The following is a 24528-nucleotide window of genomic DNA, read 5'->3' as shown; positions in this document are numbered from 1 at the left end:
TGCTGACTATAGAATCAACACATTCAGATATATTTTAATTTTAAATTAACAACCAGTAAATTCTTTTGTTTTAATTTTCCATTATTAATATAAATTATAAGTATAAAATGAATAAAATTCAATATATTTTGCAAAATATAATAAAATACAAATTAATACCTCGGGGATTTTTAAGACAAATACCAAAATTATGCAATTTAGACTTCACTTTCTTTCATATTAGTATCATTTTCTTTGTTCTTATATAGTATATCTTTTAATTTAGTGATTAAAATACTACTATATAAGTTAAAAGTCATTAAAATTGCAGGAATTATAAAATAAAATCTAGCACCAATAAATCCAAAAACTACTGTAACAAGTATTAATCTTTTATTTAAAGTAAAAAAGGGTATATCAAAAATACTTTTATCGGATGTATCTGGAGTATAAGAACGTATAATTCCAAAAACCAAAGTTAGCATACAAAGTGGAAGTAATACATAGCTTGAAATTATTCCTAAAAATCCTATACTTTCAAAGTAACTACTAGCACTATTTGTATAAACAAACATATATCCATTTAAATAAGCACATATACATGATATAATACCAAAAGTTCCTCCTAAGGATTGAGTGTACCAATTAAAAAATTTAGAATCCATATACCTCGCCTCCTAAAACTGTATATATAATGATATGCATTTAAATAATGAAATATATCTTTATATGCTCATGAACAAAATTTTATTAAATTTATTAATTTATATTTAAGAAATGCAAAGTATAGTGTAGTATATATTAATGTAGATAAAGTTTTATAGAACTTAATTAAATTATCTTATATGGATTTAGTACAAGTTTAAAAAGTTATATTAGGGTTTTATATTTGATTAAGCTGAAAAATTTATTATAAATGAAGGGATGTTTTCGCTTTGGTAGATACATTAGAGTTTGGTCTTAAAATTTTATTTTTTATATTATCGATAATTTGGATGGGGAAAATAATGATTTTAAGAACTGATAAGCAAATAGTAATTAATCCTTTGCTTATTGGTATATCTGCAGTACTTGTGATGTTGCATACCTCACAAAGTAATATTGAGTTTTTTGGACTAGATGTTCAGTATATAAGAATATTTTTGTATATAGTATATTCATTGATAATTTTAATAGGGATATGGGCTACTAACAAAAGAAATGGGATTTTTTAGATAATCTATTTATAGATATCTAAAGGTTGCTAGTAACAAAACATTAATATTAGTGCTTTGTTACTAGCAACCTTTGCTTTGATTTAATATTGAAATTAAAAATATAATAATTAAATAAGTTATATGAATATACACTTTATTTTATGTTATTTTACATTTACAGTGATTAAAACTTCTTGCGATATATTTAAATCATCTTTGTCATTTAGTATAACTTTCACAACTGCTTGCCCTTTATTATTACCCTTAATAATCATATCTTTACATGAAAGTATACTCTTATCACTTACAGATACCACAAAGTTTAAATCTTTTGGAAGGCTATTAGTTACTTCCCAATATTTGTAATAACTATCAATTTTCTTTGTAACTATTTTTCTCAAATCAATACTCTCACCTTTTGCTATGTCAACATTATGGTATTTAGAATCCAATTTATATTGATTGTCTTTTGTATCAATAAAATTCAAGTCGCAATTTACATCTACACCATTATTAGAAAGAGAATTGACTGTATTATCATTAATTAAATAATTATTTGCAAGATTAATTGAGTCCATATCTTTTAAACCTAGTATTTCTCTAGGAAGTTCCTTTATGTTATTGTTCCAAAAAATAAAATTGTCTATGTTTTCAAGATATGATATACCTTTTAAATTTGAAATATTTTCCCCTGTTGCATAAAATTCTCCATCCAAAGCCTTTATATTACTTATAGTCATTTCATCTGGATTTACATATCGTTTTACAACTGCTCTCAGGTTAGCATCAGGAAAAATATCTTTAAGTTGGTTTTCACTTAAAATCTTATCGTTTGAATTTATTGGATTTAAAGCCGTCGCAGAAATAAGAAATGGTATTAAATTAGCTAAATTCATAGCACCCTCCCACATAAAACAAAATTTTTTACATAGTAAATTAATTTCTATGAGAGGGCTCTGTTTCCTTGTTATATATGCCTACTTTCGTACACTTTATTAATATAAATTAGCATAAATTTCTACTATTAAACTTATAAACATATTACTAGTTACGTTTTTTAGCTTCACATCTAAATATTCGCATTCCTTGTGACATAAATTTATCCTCATACTCTGTTGTAACATTATTTTTATACTCACTACTGCTTAAATCAAGAGAAATATTCTTTAAGAGCCAATTATTTGCAGCAATTTCATTTAAACTAAACTCGAATAATTTTTCATTATCTGTTTTGAAATGAATTTCTCCATTATCTTCTAAAATATTATTATACATTTCTAAAAATCCAGAATGAGTAAGTCTTCTTTTACTCCATCTATTTTTTGGCCATGGGTCACAGAAATTTATATAAATCCTAGATAGTTCTTTAGATTCAAAATAATTTAGAATATCGCTTACATCCGCCCATAAAAATAATATATTATCTAAATTAGAATCATCAGCTTTTTCAACAGCCTTTAAGAGTACTTCTTCCTTTAATTCCATAGCAATATAGTTTATATCAGGATTTTGTTTGGCCAAGGTTGTAATAAATTGACCTTTTCCAGTTCCAAATTCCACATGTATTGGATTATCATTTCCAAACTTTATATTCCATTTTCCCTTTAATTTGTCTATATCTTCCCTTAAGACATATTCTGTATAACTTAAAAGTTTTTCATCTGCACCTTTTTTTCGTCTTCTTCTCACAATAAATTCTCCTTACATATAAAAATTAGTAAAATACATTTTTTATTATACATTATCTTACTTAAAAATAAAAAGAACTCTCTTAAAATAGAAAAGTATTTCTATCAAAGAGAGTTCTCAATATACTAAAAAATCAATTCTAGTGGCACCCTGAACAACCAGAGCATCCTCCTCCACCTTGATCTTTCATGTTTTCAGGAATTACTCTAAATCCAAACCCTGTATCTTCTATAATTATATCTCCATATTGACTGTATTCATCAGAGCTCATTACAAATTGTAATTCTCCAACTTCATAAGTTAAGTCATCTTCTTTTTTCTCATCTAAAGCTAATCCAAAAGAAGGACCTCCACAACCAACACCTGCAAAGTATACTCTTACATTGTTAGGTTTATCTTGATTGTCTTTTAGGATACTTTTTAAAGTATCAATAGCTGTTTCTGGTAAAGTAATTTTCATCAAATCATTCCCTTTCAAGTATTTTATTAAAACAATATCTATTATATACCCATATAACGTATATAATCAATTAGTTTTTGTATATTTTGCCAAAACTTCTATCAATTATTACTTAAACCTTTTAAATATTTCACTGTCTTAAATAAATACCCTGATAATATGTTTAGTAAACAGCAAATAAAATAATTCATATATACTATAATCTTTTATTCATTGCCTTAATATTATAACACATTTAACATAGTCTAATTCATATATACAAAATTTATACAATCTGAAAAGTATGGAAAATGTTTAAGAAAATCTTTAAATTTATTATGTAAAAATTAGCATAATGCATCTACCAATTATTATGCTATTACACCATCTAGAACTGTAATAATACGATTACTACTTTCAGCTGCTTTAGATGAATGAGTTACCATAATTATTGTCTGACCACTTTCTTGATTTATTTTACTGAGTAATTGAATTATTTCTGCTCCTGTCTTACTATCTAAGTTTCCAGTAGGTTCATCAGCAAATAAAATCTCTGGTCTTCCTATTAATGCACGTGCTATTGCAACACGTTGTTGTTGACCACCTGACAACTCACGTGGAATATGTTTACGTCTATCTGATAATCCAACAATTTCCAAAATTTCGTTTAATTGATTTTTATAATCATTCATTTTTTTCCCATCTAGTAATAGAGGTCGCATAATATTTTCTTCAACATTTAAATTAGGTATTAAATTATAGAATTGAAATACAAACCCTATATTTCTACGACGTATTATACTCATTTTATCATCATTAAAATGTGATATATCTGTTCCATTCATATATACATTTCCGCTTGTTGGAGTATCTAGCCCACCTAAAATATATAAAAGTGTACTCTTCCCAGAACCAGACTGTCCCATAATAGAAACGAATTCGCCTTTCATTACCTGTAAAGATATATCTTTTAAAACTTTAGTAGTTATATTACCAACTTTAAATTCTTTAATAATGTTTTTTGCTTCTATGGCTATACTCTTATAGCTTGTTTTCATGTGTTAGCCTCCATTTTTATTCAAATTTAATTTCTTCTACTAATTTCTTCTACTAATTTCTTCTACTAATTTCATTTTCTTTCCTTTTATAATTGGTACTACTGAACCTATCAATGTTACTGTAATACCTAACATTCCAGTAAAAATGAATATTTTAAAATCTAAATCTGGTGTCATTGAAATCTTTGAACCTGCAACTATGAAAATAGTATTAATTTCTAATATAGATATTAATACTCCTATAACAGCACCAAATAAACCTGATGTAAATCCTTCAATTAAAGTCATTTTAATATTCTGTTTATCACTTTGTCCTACAGATTTATACATAGCTATAGTTCGTCGCTTTTGAATATAGTTTATCAATAGATTATTAACTATACCTACTGTAGCAAGTAATAAAATAGGTCATATTATTCATAGGAGATAAAAAGCTATTTATAGTATTTAAAGAGTCATTGTTGAATTCCTCAACAGTACGACTCCAATTAGATGTATCTCCAAACAAATCTCTTATCTGAATCATAATAGCATCTGGATTAACTGCTGTATAAGCTAAAAATCCATATGTAGTTTTATCGAAATCACTAACCGCATAACTAGATGGTATAACAGCTTCTACATCATTTGCACGAGATTTAAAACTTCCAACTATTGTGTAAAAAAACTCTTTACCACCATTAGATACATTTATTTTATCCCCTACAGAGAAACTTGTTTTTTTAAGTGTATCTTCATTCAAAATAATAGAGCGTTCTTTTTCAAAGGATTTAATTGTTACTTCCTCCATATAAGAATTAGTATAATTTATTGCAAACATAGAACTATACGATTTTATATTATCGGTTGCTTCTACTCTTGAAAATTTTATACTGTCACAAGCTATTTCATTGTTCATAACATAGATAGGTAAAACTTTTTTAATTCCATCCATATGTTTAACATCTTCAATAAATTCTTGATTCATCTTTCCATCTGCGAACCCCTGTAATTTGGCATCATGAAATACATCGCCTATATATGTCTTGACAAAACTTCCTACAACACTTATTGCAATTACAGCAGAAATACTTATAAATAATAATGTAATATTTTGTGTGACATTTTTATTATTTTTCATATTTCTGGCAGCTAATTTACCTTCATTTCCCAAAATCTTTTCATAAATAAATTCAAAGGCTACAGACATAGTATCAGTAAAAATAGGAATTAGAATAATAGTAGATAGAATCAACCCTAATAACGAAAATCCTCCAGCCAAATACAAAGTATTTTCAGTTGTTATTCTTGGAAGTAGAATAGATAAAAAAAGTACTATGATACCTATACAAAATATAGTACGATTTGAAATATTCTTTTCTTCCACTGTTCCCAAAACAACATCTTTTATTGGCAACTGGCTAGTCTTTTTTATAGGTACATATGAACTAAGTAGAGAAACAATTATCGCTACTGCAAAAGAAGAAATAATTACTATGGGAGATATTACTGTTGGAATTGATATACCTTGTTCAAGAGAATTACCAAGACCATGAAGCATAAAATTTAAAACAACTATACCAATAGGAATCCCAAGTAATCCTCCAACACTTCCATACAATATACTTTCAAACAGTAAAATATTAGTTACTGTTTTTTTATTAGCACCAATACTTCGAAATGTTCCAATGATTGGAAGACGTTCTAATATAATTACCTTGTAACTACTATATATAATAAAAATACTCATAGTTAATGCAAAAAAACTTATTAGAAAAAATGGCATTGTTTTCTGTCTAGCATCTGCAATTATCTTAGCTTCATTTACAGTATTTGATACTTTATATTCTTCAGTTGAAATTTCTTCTGATAATTTATTTACCAAATTTTCTGTTGTTATATCGTCTTTTGGCTCTATCAAAATTTTTGTATATCCGCCATATTATTTCCATTTACCAATAGTGGCTTATTAATTTTGTTTAGTTGTGGTAAGTTTTCTGCTATAATATTGAATGATTCATAATATCCATCTTCATGATAAACAGCAGAGCTTTCTAATATTCCAACTTTTGATTTTATGGAACTTAAATCTGGTATATCTTCTAAACTAGTTAATTTATTTGAATCTGTACTTTGAACAGCTATTGTTGCAGTCCCAGCCATACCTCTTGCCATTTTTCGCTGTGCACTTTCATAAGACAATCCAATTGAAAAGGAAACGAAAAGTAAAACTGTTGATAAAATTATGGATAGCAACATAACTGCTGTTCTTATTTTTCCTTCTTTAATATTTGTTAAGATATACTTTAATATAATTTTCAAATTTACACCTACTTTCTTGATTTAATATAACTCTAAAGTTCATTAATGCTAATTAATATTCCATAAATAAAATCAGCTGAAAGAGTTTTTACTTATGTAATGATAATCATTAAATCTCCTCCTAAATAAGAAAAGGTTGATAACTACCATATAAATATGATAATTTATCAACCTTAATATATCTTTTACTTAACCTTAATTGATAGGAAAGGAAATATGAAATGTAGTTCCTAAAGATAAAATACTTTCAACTGATATAGTTCCTCCATGAAGTTCAATAATTTGCTTTGTTATTGCCAGCCCCAAACCAGTTCCTTCTATTTTTTGTTCTGTATTAGTGCCACGATAATAACGATTAAATAAATTTGATACTTCTTCCTCTGTCATTCCTTTTCCATTTCCATTATCTAAAACAGTTATATTAATTTTATCATCTACCATTACATTCAAAGAAACTTTGGTACCTTGACTTCCATGCACAAAAGCATTAATAATCAAATTACTAAATGCACGCTTTAGCAGTGTAGAATCAAAAGTAAATTTAATATTGTCAATGTTACTGTCAAATTCAATTATATTAGTTCCATATTCTGGATAATTCAAAATATCAATGGCTAACTCTTTCAAAAACCTTATCAAGTTGCTATTTTACTTATTCAACGGAATCATACCATTTTCTAATTGATACGTTAACTTTAAATCGTTAATAAGTGTATTTGTATATTCTATATTCTTAAGCATGATAGAAGCATATTTCTGTACTTGTTCATATGAAAGAATATCAGATTGTTTTATTTGTGGTTTATTATTTATAAATATAATTTGCTCAGTAAAACTTTCCATAAAGTTTTGAGGCCAGTCACTACGTATACTTTTTCCATTTGGATGTTGGACATTAATAAGTGATAATAAAATTCCTATTGCAGTTAAAGCCAGACAGAAAAGCACTAAGAAAAAAATAATGTACGAGTAAAATATTGTCTTATATCCAGACTTACGCATTTAATCAACTCTTTTCTTAAACTTATATATTTGTGTTTTTTAACTATTTTTAATGCAAATATTCTTAAATATGATACTTCTTAAATTATATGTGTATAGTTTCATATTATCAAGTTATCTGTTTTATTTAATAAAGCACTATGACAATATACAAAACAGTGACGATATATAAAACAGTTTAAAATTACTTATCAAACTATCTAAATCTGAATACAAAATAATATGTGTATATTAATGAAAATAGAAAAGCATATCATAGAACCACTTTTATAGGGGATACTTTAATAAAAGAATTAAAAATTATAACATATAAAAAATTTCCACTAAAAAATAATTGTGTTAGAAGAATGACAGAAAATCATGTATTTTAGAAATATTTTACAAATATTAAGAATAATAAAACACTTGAAATTGCTTATGTCAAGAAATTTTATATAATATAAACTGGTCAAATATGTTATAATATTAAATTGTGACAAGTTCATGGAGGTGTTTATATGAAAAAACAAAAGTCGCCAATTTTACTTGAAATGCTTGGGTTATTTTTTGGTTGTATATCAATGAGTATTGGTATAAATATGTTTTTAAAACCACATACAATTGCTCCTGGAGGGCTTAGTGGTCTATCTTTAGTATTAAATAAAGTTACAGGACTTCCAGTATCAGCTATCATGTTAATCATAGGTGTCCCATTAGTAATACTTGCCTTTAGAATTATGGGTACAAAAAATTCATTAAAAACGTTATTTGGGACAGTCGTATTCTCTGCTATAGTCCAATTGACAGACCCACTGTCAAAATTGAGATTAACTGATGACTTACTACTATCTGCTATTGCAGGAGGAATTTTGGTTGGAATAGGTTTAGGAATAATGTTTAAATCAGATGCTTCTACTGGAGGAACAGATTTAATTGCACTTATACTTAGTAAAAAGTTTCCAGGGATAAAAGCTACAAAATTTATGTCTTGTTTAGATGGAATGGTCGTTATATCTTCTGGTATAGTAAATCGTAGTATAGAAACGGGCCTTTACTCTGGGATAGCACTTTGTGTCTTAATAAAAATAGCAGACATGATAATGGAAGGATTTGATCATTCAAAAGCATTTTTTATTATTTCTGAAGAACCTGAAAGTTTAAGACAAGCTATAACAAAAGAACTTGATAGAGGTCTTACTATTCTTGATGGTAAAGGTGGTTATACTAGAGAAAATAAAGAAGTACTACTTGTTGTAGTTTCTAAAAAACAAGAACTTTATCTTAAGAGATTAGTTAAAAAGACTGACCCTACTGCATTTGTTATTGTTACGGATGTACATGAGGTTCTTGGAGAAGGATTTAAAAACTTAGAAAATTAATTAATAAGTTATTTTATAACTTTGTTTATATATTTTTTAATAACTTATAGACGCCAAAATCATATTATATTAAAGTGTGAGTATATTAATATACTAAACCTTTTTAGTGGATATAATATGATTTTGGCATTGTTTTTATCTAACTCTTATTAGAACACTAAATACTCATTATTTTTTTAATTCATACTGATAACAAGGGACATTTTTTATTGTGCTTCCAGTATGAATTTTTTTGATATATTTTCCTACACATTTAAAGCCCAATAAATCTAATGATTTTGTAGAATTTGTATTTTCTTCATAGGTTATCGCAATGATTTTATTTAGATTTAGCTCCCTAAATCCATATTGTATTACTCTTTTAGTTATTTCAGTAGCAAAATCATGCCCCCAATAATTTGGATTAATACATATGCCTATTTCTGCTTCCAATGCTTTTGGATTTATATTATTAAATCCCATATTCCCAATAACTTTATTATCTCTTTTGTATACTATTGCAAAGTGACCTATTTTTCCTTTTTTATATGGATTTAAAAAAAATGATTTTATAAATTTTCTTGTATCTTCTAAAGACTTATGCTCACTAAATGGTAAATGTTTTACTACTACTTTATTTTTATAACAATCAAAAAAATCTTCAGTATCATTTAATGATGCAGGTCTTAGTATACAGCTTCTAGTTTCTAAGGTTTTCATTTGAGGATATTCAGAATCAGACATTTCTAATCCTCCTTTATACATTAATCTAATATACTGTTCATATTTAAAATACGATATTAATTATATAAATGTGCTCAAATTAACCTTATTTCTAATTTTAATAATAATTAGCTTATTATAAATCTTTCAAATCTAAAACATTGTTAGTAATAATAGAAGCTCTATAGTAGTTCTATTTATTGTAAGATACATGTATATGTAGGTGTTTCTCATTTTAATTTATTTTTATTAAACTTATTTTAGAATTGCTAAACACAAATTTACATATTATTAGATATCATACTTAGAAACTCTTTCGTTGCTAGTGATAGAGATATATTTTTTAAATGGCAATAACCTATATTTCTCTTAGGTATTGGTTCTTTTATGTCTAATTTAAATAATTTTCCACTATTTAAGTAATCTATGCTAAATTCTTCTATAACACAAGATACTCCAAGATTTATATATGCAAATTCTAAAAGTAATTCATGAGAACCTAATTCTATATCTGGATTTAGTTTTATACCTTTTGATAAAAAATATTCATTTACATAAAGTCTTGAATTTGCTTTATTTTCTAACATTATCAAAGGAAACAAATTTAATTCTTCTAAAGATATTTGTTTTCCTTTGTATTCTATGTAATCATTTGCACATACAAATATGTCATGTATCTCAATACATTCGACGATATTTAATGTCTCATCTTCTATTGGCATATTTATGATTGCTATATCAATATTACCATCTTTAAGTAATGATATAAGTTCTCTACTAGTTCTATTTATTGTAGATACATGGATATGTGGGTATTTCTTATGAAAAATTTCCAAATACTTTAATAGAAAAAAACGTGCTGCTGTATCTCCTACTCCAATTTTTAATGAACCATATTCCAATTTTTTAAATTTATTTATTCTATCTTCTCCTGATGCAATTAAGTTTAATGCAGTAGCAACATGTTCGCTTAAAATTTTCCCTTCTGGAGTTAACTTTACACCTTTATTATTTCTATAAAATAATATTGTATCTAATTGTTCTTCTAATTGTTTAATTGACTGGCTTACAGCTGGCTGTGACATAAATAATTCTTTGGCAGCAAGAGAAAAGCTTTTATGACTTACAACTGCATTGAAAACTTTATATAATTCAAGTTTTACGTTCATACATAACTACTCCTTATATCAAATATTAGTATTATTTATTTTACTTATGATTATATTTGAATTATAATATACATGGTACTAATATGACAATATTAATTCTTTAGGAGGATTTTAAATAATGGATAGATTAGTTGGAACTGTTTCAAGAGGTGTTAGAGCACCTATTATAAGACAAGGAGATGACTTAGTTAAAATAGTTGTTGATTCTGTTTTAAATGCATCAAAGAATGAAAACTTTGAAGTTAGAGACAAAGATGTAATTGCTGTTACAGAAGCTGTTGTTGCTAGAGCACAAGGAAACTATGCTCATGTTGACAATATAGCAAAAGATGTAAAAGATAAATTTGGGGATGATACTGTTGGTGTTATATTCCCAATTTTAAGTAGAAATCGTTTTGCAATATGTCTAAAGGGTATTGCAAAAGGATGTAGAAAAGTTGTATTAATGTTAAGCTACCCTTCTGATGAGGTTGGAAATCACTTAATAAGTCTTGATGAACTTGATGACAAAGGAATAAACCCTTGGTCAGATGTGTTAACAGAAGAAAAATATAGAGAGCTATTTGGATATAATAAACATACATTTACTGGTGTTGATTATGTTGATTATTATAAAAATTTAATTAAAGAGTGTGGAGCAGAAGTAGAAATAATTTTTGCTAATAACCCAAAAACTATACTTAATTACACAACAAGTGTTTTAACTTGTGATATACATACAAGACAGAGAACAAAGAGAATTTTAAATCAAAATGGTGCTAAAAAAGTATATTCTCTTGATGATATAATGACATCAAGTGTAGATGGCAGTGGATATAATGACCAATATGGACTTTTAGGTTCAAACAAAGCTACAGAAGAAACTGTAAAATTATTCCCTATAAATTGTGATGAAGTCGTAAATAAAATTCAAAGCAATATAAAAGAAATTACAGGTAAAAATGTAGAAGTAATGGTTTATGGAGATGGAGCTTTCAAAGACCCTGTAGGAAAAATATGGGAGCTAGCTGACCCAGTAGTTTCTCCTGCTTATACAAAAGGCTTAGAAGGTACTCCAAATGAGGTAAAATTAAAATATTTAGCTGATAATGACTTTGCTGACTTATCTGGAGATGAGTTAAAAGAAGCAATTTCAAAATACATAGTTGAAAAAGATAATAAATCTGATGATTTAACAGGAAATATGGTTTCTCAAGGTACTACTCCAAGAAGACTTACAGACCTTATAGGTTCTTTAGCAGATTTAACTTCTGGAAGTGGAGATAAAGGTACTCCTATTATTTACATACAAGGTTATTTTGATAACTATACAAAATAATATATTTTAAGGCATTTTATATAATTTATTTAGATTAAAAACTAATATAAACCTCTTAACTGATATAACTTTACTGTATATCAATTAAGAGGTTATTTAATATTTACATAGTTTAATTTATTAATCGTTATTAAAAATTTTAATCTCTATTTATTTCTGAAATAATATCACTCTTTAATATTTGTTTTACTGGAATGATAACTGCAATAATGCTAATAGTAATATTTAAAATAATCATACCCATGTATAGAGACATACTTATATTAAAGACTGGATTTATATATAAATATACGCGTTTTACTATAAAATAAATCATGGATTGCCCAATAATACTTCCAATTACCATTATAATACTTGCATATAATCCATATAAAAAACCTTCCCTCATCATCATAATCAAGAACTTATTATCTGTGATTCCCATAGCTCTTAAAATTCCAAATTCATGTCTTCTTGAAAAAACTAAATAACTCACTGTATTGATAATATGAAACAAACTTATGCTTAGAAGTACAAATACAATCCCATATATAAACAATAATTTCTGGTTTAAATAAATATTATTTTTTTCAATAGCAATGGTATAATCTGTCACAATACATCGTTTTATATTATGTATAACATTTTTTATTTCTTTAGCTACTTCCATGCTATTGCTTTCTTTCATCTTTTTTATACTGGCCATATTGTAATTTATGATATTAAAATTACTTTCCATTTGTTTATTTGTCATAACTATATCCATACCATAATCGCCAATAAAGTATATATTATTTGCCATTACACGTTTTATAGTAGCAGCAACTACAAATTCTTTTACTGTATAATTATTTTTATCTTCTTCTTTAAACTTAATAATCTCATCTGTAGGTTTCATTGTTTTTGGTACTTTAACTTTGATAGTATCTCCTGGCTTTACGTCAACTGCACCATATATACCAGTACCATCCATAGGAAGTCTAACAATCACTTTGTTGTTTTTAACCATGTCAGAATTATCAATTTTTCCATCAATAATATAAGGATTTAATCCTTTTAACATATCAGCATTATATCCATAGATATTTGTCTTTAAGAGATGTCCCCCATCACTTTGTTTAGTGCAAATTCCATTGAAAAAATTCTTTATTCTGTAATCTTTTTCAAGAGGTTTAAAGAAATTTTTCCAAAGTAATTGCTCATCTCTAATGTGTATACCTCCCAAAAAATACCTTACTGGGTAAATACTTGATACTCCTTCTACTTCGTTTAGTTTTGAAATTTTATCTTTTGGTATTCCTACATCAAAATCAGTTGTTTGCATAGCTATTTGATAGTCAGAATTTAAACCATCATCGGCTTTCATTGTAAGTTCATTATTATTTCTGGTAAGTTGTATAGAATAGCTAGAACATAGAAAAATAATTCCCCCAAGAGCTAATGAACACAAAATTCCTATAAACATTCCTTTTTTTTGAGTCATATATTTATGAGATAATACTGCTGTCATGTTAGAAAACTTTATGCTTTTTATATCTCTATTTTGTTTATTAGTAACTTCAAAATTTTTCATTGACTCAATACTAGAATATTTGTTTAGTTTATATACAACTTGTATAGTGATTAAAATTAACAATAATGCTAAGAATAAAAATCCTAAGTAAATAGATTTATCACTTATAAAAAATGACCCTGAAATAATATCGCTACCTAAGAATATATGAGGAAATTGTTGATGTATTGTTGAAGCTACTCCTATTCCTAAAATACACCCTATAGGAAAACCTACTATGAAAAGTAAAAATAATTCTAAAAACAATAGTAGTAAAAGTTGGTTATTATTAGCACCTAACACTTCTAAAACGCCATATTGTGATACTCTTTGAAGTATAGAAACATGGAAAATACTATATACTGCTGCTGCACTAAATATTCCAATAATTAAAATAATTGCATTTGTATTTAACTTTAAAGAATTTAAGAATTGAAATATACTATATCTTTCAAAAGTTATTGGAGGTTTTACACCAAATTCACTTGATAAATTCCAGTTTACATGGGAACTTTTTTTCGATATATTAAATTCTCTCATAAATCTAGAACTTTGTTTTTTTATATTTTTATTTTCATCAAATTTTACATAAACCATATAATTACCATTTTCTTCAGAAAATGTAGAACTATCTACAAAGCCCTCCAAAGTAGTTTCTGGATTTAAAAGATTAGATAAAATCCCACATAACTTATAAGTTTTTCCGTCTAATTTTATCTCCGTTCCAATTTTCTCTTTTAGATTTAAATTATTTAATGAATAGGTATCAAGCGCTATTTCTCCTTCTTTGCTAGGAAGCTTTCCTTTTAATAATTTTCTACCTGTCATATCTAAATAAGATGAATCCACATTTAAAAACTTCATAATGAAAGGTTCATCTATAGAACCTTTAGTATTTGTTATACCAAGTCTGTTTACAGTGTATTCATTTGATTTTTTGTTTTTCTTAATTTTTTGTAGTTGTTTATTATCTACCTTAAAATAAAAATGATAATCTCCATTATCTTCTCTTATTTTCTCAATTCTACTTTTATTTGCACTATGTACTAGAGAACCAATTCCTGTTAATAAGGCTACTGATAGTACGATACTTAAAATTATAGATATAGATTGTTTTTTATAATGTTTAATATATTGAATTGCAAACTTCATTAAAGATATCATAGTATTTCACCGCCATTATTTACTACAATTCCATCTTCAATATGTATAATAGAATCGCATATTTGTGCTATATTTTCATTATGTGTTACCATAAGTATTGTTTGGTGAAATTTTGCACTACTTTCTTTTAATAAACATACTACTTCCATTGTGGTCTTACTATCAAGGTTTCCTGTTGGTTCATCAGCTAGTATAAGTGCAGGTTTATTTGATAAGGCTCTAGCAATTGCTACTCTCTGTTGTTGTCCACCAGAAAGTTCACTTGGAAATTTTAGACGCTTATCCCAAATTCCTAATGTATTCATTAACATTTCAATATAATCATGGTCCACATAACTTCCTTTATCTAATGCAACAGGAAGAGCAATATTATCATAGACATTTAATACTGGTATTAAACTGTAATTTTGAAATATAAAACCTATATTCCTTCTTCTAAATACAGTCAAATCCTTTTTTCTTAGTTTAGATATGTTTTTCCCTTTAATTATTACATCTCCTGATGAAGGGTTATCCAACCCACCTATAATGTTTAATAATGTACTTTTACCAGACCCAGAAGTTCCAACTATAGCAGTAAATGTAGCCTGTTCAATTTCTATGCTTACTCCATTTAGAGCATTGACCTTGTTTTCATCTTCTCCATAATGTTTTACTAAATGATTCGTCACTAATATACTCATTTTATTTCTCCTTTCAACATAACTTAAAGTATAAGTTCTTATAAGATATTGTAAGTGACGATAATTACACCCATCCTACAAAGTTAATTTAAACTCTTACAATTTTGTAAGAAGATACTAAAACAACTTCCTCTTCCTAATTTAGATTCTACTATAATATTTCCATTTTCCTTTTCTAAAATTAATCTTGTAAGATATAGACCAATTCCTGTACCATTTTGATTTTCAACATTTTTACTTCTATAAAATCGTTTAAAAATATTGTTCAATTCTTTACTATCAATACCTATTCCTTCATCTTTGATTATAATTTTAGTATATAGTTCCATTTTTTCTACAGAAATAGTAATTATACTATCTGATGGTGAATATTTTATTGCATTTTCTAAGACATTTACAATTGCCTCTATAGTCCATTTCTTATTATGAAATAACTTTATATCTGAAAATGTTTCTAAATTTATTTTTATGTTTTTAGATTCTGCTTTATTAAAAACAGTACTGATACTTTGAACAATAGTATCTTTAATCATCAATTCTTCTGTTTCAAATCTAATAACTCCATCTTCTAATTTGGTCATCTTAAATAGAGATTCTAACAACCAGTCAATTTTAAAAGTTTGATTTTTCATTTTTTGTAAGAACTCCACTTTTTTTGATGTAGGAAGATTCATATTTTCTAAAAGTTCACAGTAAATGGTAATATTTGAAAGTGGTGTTTTTAATTGATGTGACATATTTGAAATTAAACTTTTAATTGCTTCTTTTTCTGATTTTGACTGCTCTACTTCTATTTCTATCATATCTTTAACTTTTTTTACTTGATAAGAAATTTTTGATACTCTTGTATCTTTTGTATCTGGATAAGAAACTTCTTTACCTTCCAATAATTGATTTAACATTAGACTCAATTCATCACATGTATTTTGACTTTTTTTAATAGTTATTATAGATATAATTATCATACATATCGCAAAAAATAGGACCAACATATTATTCTACCTCATTCCATAGATATCCCATTCCATAAGCTGTTTTTATATACTTTGGATTAGATGGATTATCTTCTACCTTCATTCTAAGTCTTCTTATATTTACAGATACAATATTCTCATCAACATAATTTTCTTCACTATCCCATATATGATTTAAAATTTGTTCTTTTAATAATATTTGACCTTTATTCTCAATTAAATAATTAATAAGCTTATATTCTACAGCACTAAGCTCCAAATCCACTTCATTTTTATATACTTTTAGTGAATTTTGGTCTAGTTTTATTCCATTAGAATATATCACTTTATTATTTGATTTTTTTCTTATTGCTACTTTAACTCTCGCTTTTAATACAGATAGAGAAAATGGTTTTGTGATATAATCATCTAGCCCTATCTCTAATCCTGTTACCTCATCGATTTCTGAATCTCTTGCAGTAAGCATTATAATTGGAATGTCTGATTTTTCACGTATTTGCTTACATACATCAAATCCATTTCCATCTGGCAAGTTACAATCTAAAATTATAAAATCTATATTTTTATTATTAAATACATGTAAGCCTTCTTGTTTTGTATAAGCTTTTAAAACATTAAATCCTTCACTTTCAAAAGCATAAAAAAGACCCTCATTTAAATTTGTATCATCTTCAATAATTAATAAATTCAAATTTTCTCCTCCTTATATTTTTATTTTTAAACTTGTAAAATAGTATTTTCTTGCTCTATCTTATTAAAAAATATATAGATACACTTATTTTACTAAAAAAACTGTAATTAAATTTATTTTTTCTCAAATTTAATTACAGTTTTTTATTTATAGATTATTTTTCTTATTTATAGGTTATTTTTCTTTAGAACATTCTCTATAAAATGCTTTAATTAATTTTAAGTCGTTATCAGCTATAATAGGTACACCACTTGCACTTAATAAATTAGCTAGACATTCAATACGTTTGAAATGTTTTTCTGTACTTTCACTAAATAATACTGGGTCTAACCAAATATTTATTAATATTATAAATACTTCAGACATTTCATCTGGATAATCAGTTTTAAAAACGCCTTCTTCAATACCTTGTTTTATTAAGCAAGATAATAAAGGAGTCATTTCAAGCGTAGATGCTCGTATACTCTTTATAAAGAAGGTAGGTTTTTTTTGAGAGCACATATAATCAATCAATTTCTTTCTTATTTCTGAGCTAGATATACATAAGATAAACGCAGATATTTTTTCTCTAATCGTAAAGTCAGAATTATGTAATATTAACTTTAAATTTTCTATCTCTACTTTTAAAATATTTGATATAATCTCTTCGAACAGGACTTCTTTATCTTTAAAATGATAGTATACAGATTCTTTAGATATATCAAGAGTATCTACGACTTGTTGCATGGTTACATCATCATAGTCACTTTCTTCAAATATTTGCCATGCAACTTCTAATATCTGACTTCTTATCTTATCAGAATGCTTATTTCTTGACATATAAATTCACTTCTTTCTTTATCAATTTGTATTAATTCTTAGTATATTTATTATAATAAGATTTTTTACAATATGTCAATACACTCCATTTAAAGACAATAAATCATATTTATTCTTAAATTTTTTATTATTTATTATTAATATAATTTATATGTAAAAATATTGTAAAACTTGTATAAATACAAATTATTTAATTTAACGACGCTTAAATTGAAAATATAACCTTATTCTTATATAATTAAGTTATGTAAGGATAAGGTTATATTATTTAATTATACTTTTACTAGGGGGAATAGAATTGAAAAGGGTTGATGAAAGAAATACTATGTTTGCAAGAGCAAATTATAAAAAAAATGGTTTTGCTTATAATGACTATTATGAGAAAAATCCTGAAAAAAAAGAAGTTGATGATAGTATAAGAAGTAGACCAAATTTATGTAGTGAAGGAACTATGACTTATAATGAGATAAATTCTCCAATGGCAAGTAGTGCATTTGACTTTTTATCTGATATAAAATCACTATGTGAAGGAAAAATTTGTGACAATAAAGTAGATGTAGATGCAAAGTCAATGACTAAAAAGATAAAAGGGTTTGCAAAGCAATATGGAGCTTCTGTGATTGGTATAACTAGATTAAAAGACTACCATATTTATACAAATAGAGGTAGGCATGAAGAAAACTACGGCGAAGAAGTTAATCTATCTCATAAATATGCAATTGTATTTGGATGTGAAATGGATAAAGAAATGATAAACAGAGCCCCAATGATATGTGAAGTTATAGAAACTTCAAAATGTTATGTAGATGCATCTATTGTCGGTATGATTTTAAGTTACTACATAAGAAACCTAGGATATGATGCTAGAAATCATATGGATGCTAATTATCTAGTAATGCCTGTTTTTATAGCTCGTGATGCTGGATTAGGTGATATAGGGAGAAATGCAATACTTACAAATAAAGATTATGGTTCTAGACTTAGACTAGGGGTTGTCACTACTGACATTCCACTTATAGAAGATGAATATGTTGATTTTGGACTTGAAGACTTTTGCAAAGTATGTAAAAAATGTTCTTTTAATTGCCCTTCTCACTCACTTTCTAATGATATTAAAATTGGTGATGATGGAAAATATAATTGGGTGATTGAACATGAAACATGTTATATTAAATGGAGATATCTAGGCACAGACTGTGGTATGTGTATATCTGCTTGCCCATTTAGCCAAAACCTTGAAACTATAAAAAACACTACCTCTTTTAAAGGCAATAATGAGCTTATTGAGAAGGCTTTGGATGAATATACTTCAAAATTTGGTAAAAGAATATTTGTACCTGGAAATCCATCTTGGTTAAAATAATTTTATATATTTAATAATTAGTCTGTCCTATGATAAATTCTAGGGCAGATTATTTATTAAATATTTTATTTATATAAATAATTTATATTATTTATGACAATTTAGCAACATTTTGAGTCTATAATTGACTTTGTATAGAATATTAAAAATAAAAGGAGTGAATATATGGAAAAAATATTAGTAGTAGAAGATGATACTATATTAAATAAAACACTATCATATAACTTAAATGAAGAGAGATATATGGTTATTTCAAAATTTACAGCTATATCTGCTTTAGAATCTATTGCTAAACACAAATTTGATTTAATTATTTTAGATGTTAATCTACCAGATAAAAGCGGATTTGATTTATGCAAGAAAATTAAAGAAAATTATGATATCCCTATAATTTTTTTAACTGCCAATGATATGGATTATGATATGATTAAAGGTTATGAACTTGGAGCTTTGGATTATATAACAAAACCATTTAACATCAATGTGTTTAAACAAAAAGTAAGAGCACTTTTAAAGCATATTACAACAAAAACAAAACAAGATTGCTATGATGATGGACATCTCAAGATTAACTTTTCTGAGCTCTCTGCATGTATAAATGGCAATCAAATTGTATTTACGCCACTAGAATATCGTACTTTAAAACTATTTATTGAAAATCCCAAAAATATTCTAACAAGAAAAATACTTTTAGAAAAACTTTGGGATATAGATGCTAATTTCGTAGATGAACATACTTTGACATCTGTTATAAGTAGAATTAGAAGTAAAATTGAAAAAGATGACTCTCAATATATTAAAACAGTATATGGTATGGGATACATGTGGATAGGTGAAAAAAATGAATTTTAAAAAATTTTCTTTTAATTCTATTTATTTAATAATTGCTGTTAGTATGGCTCTTACAACTATTCTATTCAATATAGGAATTTATATAATAACTAATGATTTTAAAATAGTTGCCCTATTATTAATATATACAATAATATTCTGTGGTTTTATATTATTAATCATGCTCTTACTTCATAAGAAAATAACTCTCTTTTGCTCTGAGATATGTTTAACTTTAGATAAGATGATGAATAGTGAAGATAATCTAGAAATTGCTTTTGAAGAAGAAACTCTTTTGTCGCGTATTAATCATAGAATGATTAGAATGTATGAAGTCATTCAAGAAAGTCGTCATAATATTGCTATGGAAAAAGCTGATTTACAAGAATTAGTTTCTGATATATCTCATCAAATCAAAACTCCTATTGCAAATTTAAAGATAATTAATACTACCCTATTAAATCAGAATCTTAAAACGGAAATTCAAAATGAGTTTTTGATGGATATGCAAGGTCAATTAGATAAATTAGAATTTTTAATACAGTCTATGATAAAAACTTCAAGACTAGAAACAGGTATAATTACATTATCTAAAAAGAAGAATTTGATTTATGAAACAATTGCTACTTCACTTAGTGGAATTTTATTTGATGCTGAAAAAAAGAACATTGAAGTTACAGTTGATTGTGATTCAAACTTATGTATATGTCATGATAAAAAATGGACTTCTGAAGCTATTTTCAATATATTAGATAATGCAGTGAAGTACACAAGCCCTAAAGGTAAAATACATATATCTACAGAATGCTGGGTTATGTATGTTAAAATAGATATTACTGATACTGGAAAAGGCATATCGGAAAGTCACCAAGCAGAAATTTTTAAGAGATTCTATCGTGAAGAAGATGTACATGATATAGATGGTATTGGAATTGGTCTATATCTCTCAAGAAAAATTATATCTCTTCAAGGTGGATATATTAAAGTTACATCAAAAATTGGAAAAGGCTCTACTTTTTCTATATTTTTGCCTAATAAATAAATTTTCAAATATTTTATTTGTGATAATTCTGCAACATTTTGATTATATACTGTACTTACAATATACGAAGGAGGTCCTTATGATGAGTATTTTACAAGTAATAGACTTAAAGAAATATTATGGTAGAAATTCAAACATTACAAAAGCTCTTGATGGTGTGAGCCTATCTGTTGAAAAAGGTGAATTTATTTCTATTGTAGGTACATCTGGTAGTGGTAAATCTACATTATTAAATATGATGGGCGGTTTAGACAATCCTACATCCGGAAATGTAATTATAAGAGGAAAAGAATTATCAACTATGAATGATGAACAACTTACAATTTTTCGACGTAGAAACATAGGTTTTATATTCCAAAATTATAATCTTGTTCCCTTACTTAATGTATATGAAAATATCATTTTGCCAATTGGATTGGATGGTGAAACACTAGACAAAGACTTTATAAATGAAATTATAAGTCTACTAGCACTAGATGAAAAACTATATGATGTTCCAGGTAATCTTTCTGGAGGACAACAGCAACGTGTTGCTATTGCAAGGGCACTTGTAACGAAACCTGCTATTATACTTGCTGATGAACCAACAGGTAATCTTGACAGTAAAACAAGTGCAGATGTATTAGGTTTACTTAAAATGACAAGTGAGAAATTTAACCAAACAATTGTAATGATTACCCATAATAATGAAATTGCACAATTAGCAGATAGAATTATTCGTATTGAAGATGGAAAAATTGATAACTAGGAGGTGAAATATATGTTTAAAAATAATAATGGTGCTTTCATTAAAAAAATAGCATTGAATGATTTAAAAATTAATAAGCTTAAATTTTTTCTTTCAGGTATTATTATAATGATTTCTACATGTTTATTATTAACGACTGCTTTAGTTTCATATAATGGTTCTATGGATTTAATTAATGCATCTCCCTATCATGCGAGATATCAATCTGTAAATGAAAAATCAAAAAATATATTACAGCAAAATAAAAACTTTAGTAGTGTAGGAGTTTATAAGTTACTTGGTAATGAGATAAAATCAGATTATAGGATGTCAATGATATATGCAGATAAGACTGCAATTGAGCTTCTAAATTTTAAACTACTAAAAGGAACTATCCCAACAAATAAATATGAAATTGCTATTTCAGAAAAATATCTGCATGAACTTGGTTTAAATAAAGACCTTGGAGATAGTATTACATTAAAATATCGTGATAATATTACTAACAAAGAAATACAAAGTAATTTTATTATTGTTGGATTTGTAGAAAATTATTATCAAGATAATGCTAAGCAATACTATACAGTTGTTTCCAATGATTATCTAAAGAATGTAGCTTCTACACCTTTACAAATCAAAAGCAATAATTTTGATGAAGCAACTCCAAATACTGTAGATGTATTAGTTAGATTATCAAAAGAAAATTTAGAAAAATCCCCTACTTCAATTAAGACTCAATTAAATGAAATTGGTTCCTCTTTAAATATTAAAAAACATAATATATATTTAAATGATAATTATATTGAATCAAATTTAATTGATAGTGAACAAGTTATTACAGTTTTAATAGTAGGAGTAATTATTCTTTTTTCTAGTTTATTTGTTATTTATAGTATTTTTTATATTTCAGTTGTTAATTCGGTTCAAATGTATGCAAAATTGAAAGCACTTGGTATGACTTCTTTGCAATTAAGAAAGATTATTTACCTACAAGGAAATATTTTATCTATTATTTTTATTCCAATAGGCATTATATCTTCCTGCATAATTACATATATAATTCAACCTTTAGCATGGCAAATGACTACTGACTTATTTATTATTGTAGTATTATTAATAGTAATATTTTTGACTGTAAGAATTTCTTTAAATAAACCAGCTAGAATTATTTCTAAAACTTCTGCTATTGAAGCTATGCAATATGCAGAAATTAAATTTAGAAATAAAATTAAAACACTTAATCATATAAATATTAAAAATTTAGCACTAAAAAATATTGAGGTAAATAGAAAGAAAAATTTAATAGCATTAATTTCATTGAGTATTAGTGGAATATTATTTATTTCAATTGCTAGTCTTGCTAATTCTATAGATTTTAATAAACAGATGTCTCAGACATTCGTTTATAATGAAAATTATATTATTGGAAATAAAATTGACAATTTGTATGAACGCATTACACAAATTCAGCAAAATAATCCATTTACAAACACTCTTAAAAATGAAATCAATTCAATTTATGGAGTACAAAAGGTAATTGAATCTAAAGGAATTAAATGTGAAGTTATAGACCCTTCAATTAAAGATGAAGATGGAAGTAAAGTTACAACATTGATTGAAGGTATCACACCAGAGCTTGCAAAATCATTCCAAAAGTATATTGTAAATGGAAAAATTGACTATAATCAATTGGATTCAAACAGCTTAATTGTAAATAAATATAAAACAAAATCTTATGGAATTGATTTGAAAATTGGAAGTACAATTACATTTAACATATTTAGTGGAAATGACATCATCAAAAGACAAATGAAAATAGTTGGAATAATCGATAATTCCAATACAGGATGTATGTTCTTTACTTCAGATAAGGCTTTAGATAAAATAACACCATATAATACAAATTTACATTTTTCAATTTTATCTGATAAAAAGTATTCAAAAGAAGTTGAAGAAAAACTATTAAATATTATTCAAAATAATTCAAATTTAATCCTTTATTCATATGATAATGATTATAAAATGCTAACTAGAGCTTTTAAGTATATGATTATAGCTGCATATGTATTTGTTGGCTTAATTTCCTGTTTTGGTATCCTTAATATGACAAATATTCTTGTAAATAGTGTATTAATTAGAAAAAAAGAGTTTGCCTTGCTTCAGGCAGTTGGAATGACAAAAAAACAGTTGCACAAAATGCTCTATCGAGAAGGTTTGAATTTGAGTATTAAAGCTATATTTGTATCGATTATATTGGGTTATTGTGGTTCAAAATTACTCTGCTTTTTTATAAAAGATGTTATTAGATTAGACTTCATTAATTTCAATTTTTCTATCTTTTCTATTTTAATTTTTTCATTTGTGTTAATATGCATACAAATATTAATAATTGAATTACTTATAAGAAATCTAGAAAAACAATCCCTTACAGAACGTTTACGCTCTCAATAAGAATAGATATAAAAATAGCTACTTTTATACTACACTCAACA

At 26.2% G+C, this 24528-nt stretch carries 25 protein-coding genes; 8 read left to right on the top strand and 17 right to left on the bottom strand.

The annotated features are described in order from the left end of the window. Positions 1 to 197: 197 nt before the first annotated feature. Positions 198 to 644 carry a hypothetical protein gene (locus KGF46_RS06170; RefSeq protein ID WP_227841642.1) on the bottom strand — a complete coding sequence of 149 codons (447 nt, stop codon included), beginning with the start codon at positions 642 to 644 and terminating at the stop codon, positions 198 to 200. 270 nt (positions 645 to 914) lie between these two features. On the opposite strand from KGF46_RS06170, the gene KGF46_RS06165 reads away from it, so the two are divergent. Further along, positions 915 to 1193 (top strand): hypothetical protein, encoded by a 279-nt coding sequence (locus tag KGF46_RS06165; protein ID WP_227828036.1) that lies wholly within the window; start codon positions 915 to 917, stop codon positions 1191 to 1193. Positions 1194 to 1339: 146 nt separating this feature from the next. Here KGF46_RS06165 and KGF46_RS06160 read toward each other — a convergent pair whose 3' ends face one another. The 9 genes from KGF46_RS06160 to KGF46_RS20295 form a co-directional block, all read right to left on the bottom strand. Next, the gene (locus KGF46_RS06160) at positions 1340 to 2071 is read right to left on the bottom strand and encodes a hypothetical protein (protein ID WP_227828035.1); all 732 of its coding nucleotides are present in this window, start codon (positions 2069 to 2071) and stop codon (positions 1340 to 1342) included. A gap of 148 nt (positions 2072 to 2219) precedes the next feature. After that, positions 2220 to 2864: a tRNA (guanosine(46)-N7)-methyltransferase TrmB gene (gene trmB / locus KGF46_RS06155; protein WP_227828034.1), complete on the bottom strand. Its 645-nt coding sequence runs from the start codon at positions 2862 to 2864 to the stop codon at positions 2220 to 2222. Between the two features lie 139 nt (positions 2865 to 3003). After that, positions 3004 to 3324, bottom strand: coding sequence for a Fe-S cluster assembly protein HesB (locus KGF46_RS06150; RefSeq protein ID WP_227435162.1), 321 nt, complete (start codon positions 3322 to 3324; stop codon positions 3004 to 3006). Between the two features lie 350 nt (positions 3325 to 3674). Further along, positions 3675 to 4361, bottom strand: a complete 687-nt coding sequence (locus tag KGF46_RS06145; RefSeq protein WP_227828033.1) for an ABC transporter ATP-binding protein — start codon at positions 4359 to 4361, stop codon at positions 3675 to 3677. A gap of 39 nt (positions 4362 to 4400) precedes the next feature. Then, a complete protein-coding gene (locus KGF46_RS20310; RefSeq protein ID WP_413840351.1) occupies positions 4401 to 4727 on the bottom strand; it encodes an FtsX-like permease family protein in 327 nt (108 codons plus the stop codon). 7 nt (positions 4728 to 4734) lie between these two features. Next, on the bottom strand, positions 4735 to 6261 hold the full coding sequence (locus KGF46_RS06140; RefSeq protein ID WP_413840353.1) for an ABC transporter permease: 1527 nt from the start codon (positions 6259 to 6261) through the stop codon (positions 4735 to 4737). Further along, complete coding sequence (locus KGF46_RS20305) at positions 6258 to 6662, bottom strand: hypothetical protein (protein WP_413927276.1); 405 nt, start codon at positions 6660 to 6662, stop codon at positions 6258 to 6260. The genes KGF46_RS06140 and KGF46_RS20305 overlap by 4 nt, the downstream gene beginning before the upstream one ends. 195 nt (positions 6663 to 6857) lie before the next feature. Beyond that, entirely contained in the window at positions 6858 to 7265 is a 408-nt protein-coding gene (locus KGF46_RS20300; protein WP_413840357.1) for a sensor histidine kinase, read from the bottom strand. A gap of 45 nt (positions 7266 to 7310) precedes the next feature. Next, positions 7311 to 7664 (bottom strand): hypothetical protein, encoded by a 354-nt coding sequence (locus KGF46_RS20295; protein ID WP_413840359.1) that lies wholly within the window; start codon positions 7662 to 7664, stop codon positions 7311 to 7313. Between the two features lie 497 nt (positions 7665 to 8161). Here KGF46_RS20295 and KGF46_RS06130 point away from each other — a divergent pair, with 497 nt between their 5' ends. Next, complete coding sequence (locus KGF46_RS06130; protein ID WP_227828032.1) at positions 8162 to 9022, top strand: YitT family protein; 861 nt, start codon at positions 8162 to 8164, stop codon at positions 9020 to 9022. A gap of 168 nt (positions 9023 to 9190) precedes the next feature. On the opposite strand, the gene KGF46_RS06125 is transcribed toward KGF46_RS06130, so the two are convergent. Then, positions 9191 to 9745 (bottom strand): GNAT family N-acetyltransferase, encoded by a 555-nt coding sequence (locus KGF46_RS06125; protein ID WP_227828031.1) that lies wholly within the window; start codon positions 9743 to 9745, stop codon positions 9191 to 9193. Positions 9746 to 10005: 260 nt separating this feature from the next. Then, on the bottom strand, positions 10006 to 10893 hold the full coding sequence (locus KGF46_RS06120) for a LysR family transcriptional regulator (protein ID WP_227828030.1): 888 nt from the start codon (positions 10891 to 10893) through the stop codon (positions 10006 to 10008). Positions 10894 to 11011: 118 nt separating this feature from the next. On the opposite strand from KGF46_RS06120, the gene KGF46_RS06115 reads away from it, so the two are divergent. Continuing rightward, the gene (locus KGF46_RS06115) at positions 11012 to 12211 is read left to right on the top strand and encodes a coenzyme F420-0:L-glutamate ligase (RefSeq protein ID WP_227850373.1); all 1200 of its coding nucleotides are present in this window, start codon (positions 11012 to 11014) and stop codon (positions 12209 to 12211) included. A gap of 139 nt (positions 12212 to 12350) precedes the next feature. Here the strand turns inward: KGF46_RS06115 and KGF46_RS06110 are convergent, their stop codons facing one another. From KGF46_RS06110 to KGF46_RS06090, 5 genes are all read right to left on the bottom strand, one after another. Next, the gene (locus KGF46_RS06110) at positions 12351 to 14906 is read right to left on the bottom strand and encodes an ABC transporter permease (RefSeq protein WP_227841640.1); all 2556 of its coding nucleotides are present in this window, start codon (positions 14904 to 14906) and stop codon (positions 12351 to 12353) included. Beyond that, positions 14903 to 15589, bottom strand: a complete 687-nt coding sequence (locus tag KGF46_RS06105; protein ID WP_227850375.1) for an ABC transporter ATP-binding protein — start codon at positions 15587 to 15589, stop codon at positions 14903 to 14905. Before KGF46_RS06105 ends, KGF46_RS06110 begins: the two co-directional genes overlap by 4 nt. A gap of 83 nt (positions 15590 to 15672) precedes the next feature. Then, positions 15673 to 16581, bottom strand: coding sequence for a sensor histidine kinase (locus tag KGF46_RS06100; protein WP_227828026.1), 909 nt, complete (start codon positions 16579 to 16581; stop codon positions 15673 to 15675). A gap of 1 nt (position 16582) precedes the next feature. After that, positions 16583 to 17254, bottom strand: a complete 672-nt coding sequence (locus tag KGF46_RS06095; protein WP_227828025.1) for a response regulator transcription factor — start codon at positions 17252 to 17254, stop codon at positions 16583 to 16585. A 174-nt stretch (positions 17255 to 17428) separates the two neighbouring features. Continuing rightward, positions 17429 to 18073 (bottom strand): TetR/AcrR family transcriptional regulator, encoded by a 645-nt coding sequence (locus tag KGF46_RS06090; RefSeq protein WP_227828024.1) that lies wholly within the window; start codon positions 18071 to 18073, stop codon positions 17429 to 17431. Positions 18074 to 18371: 298 nt separating this feature from the next. Here KGF46_RS06090 and KGF46_RS06085 point away from each other — a divergent pair, with 298 nt between their 5' ends. From KGF46_RS06085 to KGF46_RS06065, 5 genes are all read left to right on the top strand, one after another. Continuing rightward, positions 18372 to 19436 (top strand): 4Fe-4S dicluster domain-containing protein, encoded by a 1065-nt coding sequence (locus KGF46_RS06085; protein ID WP_227840171.1) that lies wholly within the window; start codon positions 18372 to 18374, stop codon positions 19434 to 19436. Between the two features lie 165 nt (positions 19437 to 19601). Next, on the top strand, positions 19602 to 20288 hold the full coding sequence (locus KGF46_RS06080; protein WP_227828022.1) for a response regulator transcription factor: 687 nt from the start codon (positions 19602 to 19604) through the stop codon (positions 20286 to 20288). Then, positions 20278 to 21309 carry a sensor histidine kinase gene (locus KGF46_RS06075; RefSeq protein ID WP_227856353.1) on the top strand — a complete coding sequence of 344 codons (1032 nt, stop codon included), beginning with the start codon at positions 20278 to 20280 and terminating at the stop codon, positions 21307 to 21309. Before KGF46_RS06080 ends, KGF46_RS06075 begins: the two co-directional genes overlap by 11 nt. 82 nt (positions 21310 to 21391) lie before the next feature. Continuing rightward, entirely contained in the window at positions 21392 to 22057 is a 666-nt protein-coding gene (locus KGF46_RS06070; protein ID WP_227828020.1) for an ABC transporter ATP-binding protein, read from the top strand. 12 nt (positions 22058 to 22069) lie between these two features. Further along, a complete protein-coding gene (locus tag KGF46_RS06065; RefSeq protein ID WP_227861863.1) occupies positions 22070 to 24487 on the top strand; it encodes an ABC transporter permease in 2418 nt (805 codons plus the stop codon). The last annotated feature ends 41 nt before the right edge of the window (positions 24488 to 24528 follow it).

It is taken from the genome of Clostridioides sp. ZZV14-6153, from assembly GCF_020657855.1.
Classification (GTDB): domain Bacteria; phylum Bacillota; class Clostridia; order Peptostreptococcales; family Peptostreptococcaceae; genus Clostridioides.
The sequence above is the reverse complement of the archived record's forward strand: the minus strand, read 5'-3'. Positions and strand labels throughout refer to the sequence as shown.